The organism is Kitasatospora putterlickiae (assembly GCF_039527695.1).
In the GTDB taxonomy this organism is placed as follows: domain Bacteria; phylum Actinomycetota; class Actinomycetes; order Streptomycetales; family Streptomycetaceae; genus Kitasatospora; species Kitasatospora putterlickiae.
Window position 1 is genome coordinate 1 of sequence record NZ_BAAAKJ010000326.1, and the last position, 3,689, is coordinate 3,689.

General features: G+C 75.1%; 4 protein-coding genes. 2 read left to right on the forward strand and 2 right to left on the reverse strand.

The features are described 5' to 3' along the window. Both ABD308_RS30875 and ABD308_RS30880 read left to right on the forward strand, forming a co-directional pair. On the forward strand, positions 1 to 349 hold a 349-nt coding region (locus tag ABD308_RS30875), incomplete at its 5' end, for an NAD(P)-dependent oxidoreductase (RefSeq protein ID WP_425554890.1). 100 nt (positions 350 to 449) lie between these two features. Next, entirely contained in the window at positions 450 to 2,024 is a 1,575-nt protein-coding gene (locus ABD308_RS30880) for an alpha/beta hydrolase (protein ID WP_344342345.1), read from the forward strand. 86 nt (positions 2,025 to 2,110) lie between these two features. Here the strand turns inward: ABD308_RS30880 and ABD308_RS30885 are convergent, their stop codons facing one another. After that, positions 2,111 to 2,476 (reverse strand): hypothetical protein, encoded by a 366-nt coding sequence (locus ABD308_RS30885; protein ID WP_344342347.1) that lies wholly within the window; start codon positions 2,474 to 2,476, stop codon positions 2,111 to 2,113. A gap of 135 nt (positions 2,477 to 2,611) precedes the next feature. Beyond that, positions 2,612 to 3,514 (reverse strand): KPN_02809 family neutral zinc metallopeptidase, encoded by a 903-nt coding sequence (gene ypfJ / locus ABD308_RS30890; RefSeq protein ID WP_344342349.1) that lies wholly within the window; start codon positions 3,512 to 3,514, stop codon positions 2,612 to 2,614. Between the last annotated feature and the right edge of the window lie 175 nt (positions 3,515 to 3,689).

Genomic DNA, 3,689 nt, shown 5'->3' on the forward strand with positions numbered 1-3,689 from the left:
GCGCTGGTGGCCCACCCCCGGCTGGCTGGGCCTCGACCTGCCCGGCGGCGACGGCGTCACCCTGGTCGACGCCCCCGACTTCCCGGCCGCCCTGCGCCCGATCGCCGACGCCTGCGGCGAGCAGCTCGCCCTCTGCCGCGCGGACACCGAGGTCGACTGGACCTACCTCAGTCCGGCCGCCCTGCTCGAACCGGGCGAGCGGACCGGCCGCTACCGCCTGGGCCGCGACGAACTCCTGGTCGGCCCGGACGGCTCCTCGGCCGTCTCGATGGAGGACCTCGCCGTCGCCCTCCTCGACGAGACCGAGCGCCCCGCCCACCGCCGCGCCCGCTTCACCGTCGCCTACTGAGCTCAACCTGACGCCAGGTCAAAAGGTGGTCCAGGCACCAGGGGAAAGACGGGTGTTCACCGGATCGACCACGATCCTTCCAGCGGCGAGGATCGACGCCATGACCACCCGGACCATCACCCTCACCCGCACCCGGCGCCGCTTCCGGCTCGCCGCCCTCGGCCGGCGCACGGCGGCCCTGCTGGCCGTCGTCACCCTGGCCCAGACGGCGGGCACGGCGGGCGCCGTCGCGACGCCCGCCGGACCGGCCGCCCCGGGCGTACCCGCCCGCTACGCCCATCAACGGCTCGACTGGCAGCCCTGTACGGAGGAGGCCGCGTTGCAGTGCGCCACCATGACCGTGCCCCGCGACTGGCACCACCCCGGGAGGGGGCCCGACCTCACCATCGCGGTCTCGCGGCACCGCGCGAGCGACCCCGCCCGCCGGATCGGCACCCTGCTCACGGCCGCCGGCGGCCCCGGCGGCAAGGGCCTGGACCGCCCGGCGACCTTCGTCACGCACGCGCCCGCGCTCGGCGCCGCCTACGACGTCGTGGGCTTCGACCAGCGCGGCGTCGGCCTCAGCACCCACGCGGTCTGCCAGACGCCCGAGGAGTTCCAGGCGTTCTTCGCCGGGGACTTCCGCGACGACACGCCGGCCGACCGGGCCCGGGTGATCGCCGCCTCGCGCGGCCTCGCCGCCGACTGCGAGCGGCGCGGCGAGGGCCTGCTGCCCTACCTGACGACCGAACAGACCGCCAGGGACCTCGACCTGCTGCGCGCGTTGCTCGGCGAGCGCCGGATCAGCTACTTCGGGCCGTCCTACGCCACCAGGATCGGCGCGTACTACGCGACGCTCTTCCCGCGGCGCGTCGAGCGGATGGTGCTGGACGGCAACACCGGCTTCGACGGCACCTGGGAGCGGTTCCAGCAGCGGCTGCCGATGAGCTTCCAGCGGCGGTTCGAGGAGGACTTCCTGCCCTGGCTGGCCGCCCGCGACTCCACCTACCACTACGGCACGACCGCCGCCGAGGCCAAGGCCCGCTGGGAGGCGCGCCGGGCGGCCCTGCACGAGCACCCGGTCGTCGACGGCGCGCTCACCATCGGGCCCAACCAGTTCGACAACGGCGCGATCCAGGGCGTCTACCGCGCGAACAACGGCTTCACCCAACTGGCCACGGCGCTGGCCGCGCTCGACGACTGGCCGAACGCCGAGCCCGCCGGCCGCGCCACCGCCCGGCGGGTCTTCGGCCAGTACCTCGACCCGGAGTTCCTCACCGAGTACTTCGCGGTCACCTGCAACGACACCCCGTGGACGCGTGACCTGTCCGTCTGGGCGGAGCGGGGCGCGGAGAACACCGCGCGCTGGCCGCTGGCCGGGGCCCGCACGCTCGCCTTCTCCGCGGTCTGCGCCGCCTGGCCGGCGCCCACCGCACCCCCGGTGCGGGTCACGGGCGCGGGACTGCCGCCCACGTTGATGCTCAACGCGGTGCACGACCCCGCGACGCCCATCGAGGCCGCGCGCTCCGCGCACCAGGCCCTGCGCGGCTCGCGCCTGGTGACGGTCACCGGGAACGGCGACCACGGCCAGTACCCCGGGCCGAACCCGTGCGTTCGCGCCACCGTGGAGTCCTACCTGCTCGCCGGGACGGTGCCGCCCGGCGACCTCACCTGCCCGTCGCCGGAGGCGCCGTGAGCGGCGCACCGCCCGTGGCGGGGTCCTCCCCCCGGAGGACCCCGCCGGGGCGGCCCGGCCCGACGGTCAGGCGACCCTCGTCGGGGTCAGGGGCGGTCCAGGGTGATGGAGTTGATCGGCGTCAGGTCGGCGTAGACACCGGTTTCGGCGGCCAGGTCCGCGCCGCAGCCGGTGCCGTTGTAGCCGGTGCACAGGCGGGCGTGCGCGCCGCCGGACTGGTTGTTGAGCACCCAGTGCCAGCCGTTCTGGTTGCGGAGGTTGTGGGCGCCGTAGCTGTAGAAGACGTCGGTCGGCGGCCGGCTGGTGTCGGAGTCCTGCGGGTAGATGCAGACCGCCCCGTACGGGCAGCCGTCCCAGGGGCCGTCGGCGGCCTGGGCGCCGGTGGTCCCGATCGTGGTGGCGCCGGCGGCCGCGAGGGCGAGCGCGGCGGCGGCGTGCAGGATCTTGCGCATGGTGGTTCTCCCTCAGGTGCTGTTCCGGTCCGTGTTCGGCCGGTGCTCAGCAGCGTAGGAAGGAGCCGCCCGCGGCGGTCCCTGACGGATGACAGGGTGCCGGGGCGGGCCGCCCGGGCGGGGCCGGGCCGGGGGTCAGCGCTGGGCGGCGAAGGTGTCGCAGCGGGCCGGGTCGCCGCTGCGGTAGCCGGTGGTGAACCAGGCCTCGCGCTGGTCGGAGGAGCCGTGCGTCCAGGTGTCGGGGTCGATCCGGCCGGTGGCCTGCTTCTGGATCCGGTCGTCGCCGACGGCCGCGGCGGCGTCCAGCCCCTGGGCGATGTCCTGGTCGGTGAGGGTGCTGATCAGCGGCCGTCCGGTGGAGGCCTGCGGCGTGGTGGTGGCGTGGTGGGCCCAGACCCCGGCGTAGCAGTCGGCCTGGAGTTCCAGCTTCACCGAGGCGCTGTCGCGGCCCTGCCGGTCCTGCCCGACCTTCTGCATGGTGCCGGTCAGGTTCTGGATGTGGTGGCCGTACTCGTGGGCGACGACGTAGGCCTCGGCGAACGGTCCGCCGGCCGCGCCGAAACGGGTCGACAGCTCGTCGAAGAAGCCGAGGTCGAAGTAGGCCCGCCGGTCGCCGGGGCAGTAGAACGGCCCGACGGCGGAACTCGCCGCGCCGCAGGCGGTGGAGACCCGGCCGGTGAACAGCACCGTCTCGGCGGGCCGGTAGGCGACACCGGACCGGGGCAGCTGACCGCCCCAGAACTCCTGCAGGCTGTTGGTGACGGCGACGATCCGGCAGTCCTGGCGGCGGTTGGCGTCGGCACCGGTCTTGCAGACCTGCTGGACCTCCCCCGCCGTGGTGGTCCCGCCGGCCCCGGAGTTCGACCCGCCCTCGCCGTCGGAGAGCCCGAGCACACTCGGGTCCACACCGAAGAGCACCGCGATCAGAACGGCGATCAGACCGGCCGCGCCGCCCCCGATGGCGACCTTCCCCCCGGGAATGCCACGCCGGTCCCGCACCTGCGAGGTGTCGAGGTCGCCCTGGTCGTCGAACTGCATGCCGGTCCGTCCCTTGTGGTGCCACCGGCACCCGAGCGGCACCGGACGGCCAGGCCCGGCCGCCCGGCCACGGTAGCCGCTCCAGCCGCCTCCCCACCGAAAGACGCGCAGGTCAGAGGGCATTTTCCAGGTGCCGCGGCCGCGCCGCGGGCCGACGGGGGTTGCCCCCCCCCGG